Source organism: Paramagnetospirillum caucaseum (assembly GCF_000342045.1).
GTDB classification, from domain to species: Bacteria; Pseudomonadota; Alphaproteobacteria; order Rhodospirillales; family Magnetospirillaceae; genus Phaeospirillum; species Phaeospirillum caucaseum.
Window position 1 is genome coordinate 1 of sequence record NZ_AONQ01000007.1, and the last position, 4,747, is coordinate 4,747.

At 64.9% G+C, this 4,747-nt stretch carries 4 protein-coding genes; 1 reads left to right on the forward strand and 3 read right to left on the reverse strand.

All coding sequences use genetic code 11. The features are described from left to right. Positions 1-1,715: Tex family protein (locus H261_RS04060; protein ID WP_008614607.1), on the reverse strand; the 1,715-nt coding region annotated here is incomplete at its 3' end. A 258-nt stretch (positions 1,716-1,973) separates the two neighbouring features. Here H261_RS04060 and H261_RS04065 point away from each other — a divergent pair. After that, positions 1,974-2,402 carry a hemerythrin domain-containing protein gene (locus H261_RS04065; protein WP_008614608.1) on the forward strand — a complete coding sequence of 143 codons (429 nt, stop codon included), beginning with the start codon at positions 1,974-1,976 and terminating at the stop codon, positions 2,400-2,402. Here H261_RS04065 and H261_RS04070 read toward each other — a convergent pair. Beyond that, positions 2,386-2,766, reverse strand: a complete 381-nt coding sequence (locus H261_RS04070) for a PilZ domain-containing protein (protein ID WP_008614609.1) — start codon at positions 2,764-2,766, stop codon at positions 2,386-2,388. The two genes, H261_RS04065 and H261_RS04070, sit on opposite strands and share 17 nt — an antisense overlap. 133 nt (positions 2,767-2,899) lie before the next feature. Next, positions 2,900-4,462, reverse strand: coding sequence for an alginate export family protein (locus H261_RS04075; protein ID WP_008614610.1), 1,563 nt, complete (start codon positions 4,460-4,462; stop codon positions 2,900-2,902). Positions 4,463-4,747: the final 285 nt, after the last annotated feature.

Consider the following 4,747-nt stretch of genomic DNA (forward strand, 5'->3'; position numbering starts at 1 on the left):
CCCAGCACGCGCAGGAAGCCGGCCGCCTGCTCGAAGGCCTTGGCCCCCAGGCGCTCCACCTGCTTCAGGGCGTCGCGCGAGGCGAAGGGGCCGAAGCGGTCGCGGAATTCCACCACGTTGCGGGCCACGGTGGGGCTGAGGCCCGCAACGCGCGACAGCAGCGGGGCGGAAGCGGTGTTGACCTCGACGCCGACGGCGTTGACGCAGTCTTCCACCACGGCGTCCAGCGAGCGGCCCAGCTTCACCTGATCCACGTCGTGCTGGTACTGGCCGACGCCGATGGCCTTGGGGTCGATCTTGACCAGCTCGGCCAGGGGGTCCTGCAGCCGCCGGGCGATGGACACCGCGCCGCGCAAGGACACGTCGAGATCGGGGAATTCCTTGGCGGCCAGTTCGGAGGCCGAGTAGACCGAGGCGCCGGCCTCGCTGACCACCAGCTTCTCCAGCCCCAGTTCCGGGTGGCGCTTCATCAGGTCGATGACCAGCCGGTCGGTCTCGCGCGATGCGGTGCCGTTGCCGATGGCCACCAGCTTGATGCCATGCTTGCGGGCCAGTTGTCCCAGCGTCGCCAGCGAACCCTGCCAGTCGTTCCTGGGCTGGTGGGGATAGATGGTGGCGCATTCCACCACCTTGCCGGTGGCGTCGGTCACCGCCACCTTGACGCCGGTGCGGATGCCGGGATCGAGGCCGATGCAGTTCCTGGCTCCGGCGGGGGCCTGGAGCAGCAGGGCGCGCAGGTTGCGGGCGAAGACGTTGATGGCCTCTGCTTCAGCAGCCTCGCGCAGGCGGCCCATCAGCTCTAACTCCAAATGCAGATGGATCTTGATACGCCAGGCCCAGCGCACCGTCTCGGCCAGCCAGGAATCGGCCGGACGCTTCAGGTCGCGGATGGAAAAGCGCCGGGCGATGCGCGCCTCGAACTCGCCGGGGCCTTGGGAAACCGCGCCTTCGGGGCGCGCCGCCTCGTCGGGGGTGAGAAGTTTCAGGTTGAGAACGTTTTCGTTGCGTCCCCGGAACAGTGCCAAGGCGCGATGGGACGGAATGGCCTTGATGGCCTCGCGGTAATCGAAATAGTCGGAGAACTTGGCCCCGACCTCGCCCTTGCCCTCGGCCAAGGTGGAGATCAGCACGCCGCCGTCCCACAGGGCGTCGCGCAGGTTGCCCAGCAGCTCGGCATCCTCGGCGAAGCGCTCCATCAGGATCTGCCGCGCCCCGTCCAGGGCGGCCTTGACATCGGCCACGCCCTTTTCGGCGTCCACGTAAGCGCCCGCCGCCTGTTCCGGCGCCAGGGCGGGATCGGCCAGCAGGGCATCGGCCAGGGGCTGCAGCCCCGCCTCGCGGGCGATCTGGGCCTTGGTGCGGCGCTTGGGCTTGTAGGGCAGGTAAAGGTCTTCCAGCCGCGCCTTGCTGTCGGCCTCGTCGATCTGGCCCCGCAGCTCGGGGGTGAGCTTGTCCTGCTCCTCGATGGAACGCAGGATGGCGGCGCGGCGGTCCTCCAGCTCGCGCAGATAGCCCAGGCGCTCTTCCAGATTGCGCAGCTGGGTGTCGTCCAGGCCGCCGGTGGCCTCCTTGCGGTAGCGGGCGATGAACGGCACCGTGGCGCCTTCGTCCAGCATCTGCACCGTCGCCGCCACCTGCGAGGCTTGAACGCCCAGTTCGCGGGCGATGCGGTTGGTGATGGCGGCCAGGGTAGCGACGGGAAGAGTGGAGGTCATGCTCGCTCGCGTTCAGTGACGACGGGAAGGTGGGGTGTAGCCAAATTTCCGACCGCTGTCACGGCCCGAGATGTCCGGCAACTCCTGCGAGATACACCGGCGGCAAAACATGCCGTTTGAGGGACTACGGTGACGGATCGTGATGCCGAGATGAATAAGTGTGAGGAGAAAAAGCGAGTTGTTTCATCGGTTTGACAGAGGAAACTCCAGTCCCTATCTCTTAACGACAGCAGCGTGGCGTCTCAGGTGGAGGACCTCATGTTTCTCTGGAACATGTCCCTGGAAACCGGCATCGACGAAGTTGATCTGGGCCGCAAGCACTTGCTGGGCGCCATGGCCGATTTCTTCCAGGGCATGGATGACCCCGCCCTCAATCAATATATCCTGGCGGGCCATACGGGGGCGATCTTCAACGCCATGAAGGCGGCCTTCGCCGCCGAGGATGCCGTCCTCAAGGCCCATGACGGCGAAGCCTGCGAAAAGCATCAGACGGCCCACGCCGCCCTGTCGGCGGCCTTCGTCGACCTGTGCCGCAAGCTGATCCCCAAGATCAAGAATCACAAGCAGGCGAGCCAATGCGCCCTGGAAATCTACCAGTTGGTGGATGAAGCCCTGTTCCACCACATCACCAGGGAAGTGGCGACCTATCGCGGCCTGGGCCGCGCACCGGTCAAGAAGGCCGGGTAGCCTCGGCGTTCGGCAGGGTCAGGGGCGCCAGTTCAAGCCGGAACTTACCGGTCATCATCCGCACCACGTCGTCCAGCGACAGATGCTGATAGAAGCGGCAGCCGGCCAGCCCGCCGCTGGCCCACATGACGGTGGCATGCATCTTGGCGAACTGATCGATGATGATCATGTCGCGCGGCAGCGGCGCGATGGCGGCCATGGCGGCCTCGGCCTGGTCGAAGCGCAGCTTGAATCCCCCGCGCGAGGCATCCAGCAGGGTGGCGCGGCTTTCCATCTGGTCGAGGACGAAGGTGCATTCAGCACCGGCACGCTGCCTGGGAAACTGGCGTTTGTTGTCACCGGCCACACTGCTGTCCAGTGCCATGGCGTCCCTCCCGACCATACCTCATACACTTATAATATGGCGCAAGGGTTAAGAAGTTTCCATAGCCCATCAACGCAAAGCCCCCGGCCCCTTCCTCGCGGGAAGGGAACCGGGGGCCTCTACACCTGGAATTCTAGAACTTGACGACCACCGAGGTCTCGCCCAGCAGCCAGACCTTGTCCATGGGCAGGCCGGCCGGGTTGGAGTTGGTGCTGACGTTCTGCTTGTAGCCGCGGCCGGCCTTGGCGGCGCCGAAGGCGGCGGAGAGCAGGACGTTGTCGCTGATGGTCCACTCGGCGGCGACGTCGATTTCGCGGGCCAGGTCGCTGGAGCTGACGCCCGTCAGCTGGGTCTTGGCGTCGTACTCATAATTGAAGGCCAGCACGCTGAGCTTCAGGTCGTCGCGGGGGTTCACGCTGAAGGTCAGCTGGTGGATGTTGACGTTGGAATTGGAGATCACGTAGTTGCCGACGATCTCGCCGATGAACCAGGTGCCGTAGCCGCGGGTGATGGCGTTGTAGAAGAAGGGGTCATAGGCCTCCTTCTTGTCGTCGTTGGGGTTCTTGTCGCCCGAGAAGTGGGCGTAGCGGTAGGACAACTTGGGGGTCCACGTCACCTCGGACAGCTGGTAGCCCGGCTCGATGTAGTAGGCGTGGGCGTCGACCTTGCGGCCGGCATTGCCGTTGTGCTCGAGGACGGCGTTGCCATACAGCGAGAAATCGGGCAGGAACGGCAGCGGGTTGCCGCCCACATGGGCCGAGAACACGTTCATGCCGTCACGGTTGGACGACAGGGTGTTGGTCACCGTGGAATTGATCTGGCCCTGGCCGAAGCCGTAGACGTTGTTGCTGTGGGCCGACAGCACATTGAAATAGGTCAGGCCGCCGTACCACTTGCGGTCGGCATAATTGGCGGCGCCGTCCTTGGCCGGCCCGCCTTCGGCGGCGTCGGCGTTGCCGAACAGCTCGATATTGGCGCCGAGCACCTTGGTCTTGGCGTTCTCGTACAGGCTGGGCAGCATCACCGTGTTGGAGGCGTTGTTCTGCAGATAGAACACATCGCCGCGCACCGGACCCGATGAGAACTTGGCGACGCCGGTCTGGGCGAAGGCGGTGCGGGACTGAGTCCAGAACATGCCGCGCTTGCCGATATTGTTGGTGCCGTTGCTGATCAGGAAGCCGTCGGCGACGCGGAAGCTCTGGCGGCCGCCCGACAGGTCCAGGCCGTTCTCGTCGAGACCCAGGCCCACCAGGGTGTTGCCCGACTTCCAGCCGCCGTACAGGTTCTCCAGCTCGACCAGCCAGGGATGGCCGTAGGTGGTGGAGATCAGCGAGGGCTCGCCATGGCCGCCGGTCATGGTGAACTGGCCGCTGACGTCGCCGTAGAAGGTGCCGTAATTCTCGGTGGTGAAGGAGGCCTTCAGCTCGGGGTGCAGGAAGGTCTCGCTCCAGTTGGAATGGCCGGTGATGCGCTTGCCCGGGGCGCCGCCGTTGTTGGTCCACGAACCGGCGCCGAATTGGGCGCCCGGGCTGGTGAACAGGGCGACGCCGCCGGCGAAGGCGCCGTCAATCTTCAGGCCACCCTGCTCATACAGCGAGAAATCGGCGGAAGCCGGCGTCGCCGCCAGGCCCAGAACCGCAGACAGGATCGCGCCCGAAATCAGGGAACGGCTGCGAAGATCGTATCCAAACATCATTGACCCCCTTGATGAACTGTCAGAGTTGCCGGGAATGAAGCAACCCTCGTGCCAAACTTTCCGCACCCGAACCGCCTGGTTTTCGCGCTTCCCCGCGTCAATCGCCTGCCAAATTCGTGTGCAGCACCGTCATACCTGAGTGATTATTGTGCAGGCAACCCTGATTCGCATGATTCCAGCCTACGCCGTGTGCAATGCAGTGCACCGTTGCCAAAAGGCAACGCTTGTCCGATTCGCGACAGGGGAAGAAGCACCGCCCGGGCCGCAAGCCCGGGCGGTGGAGCG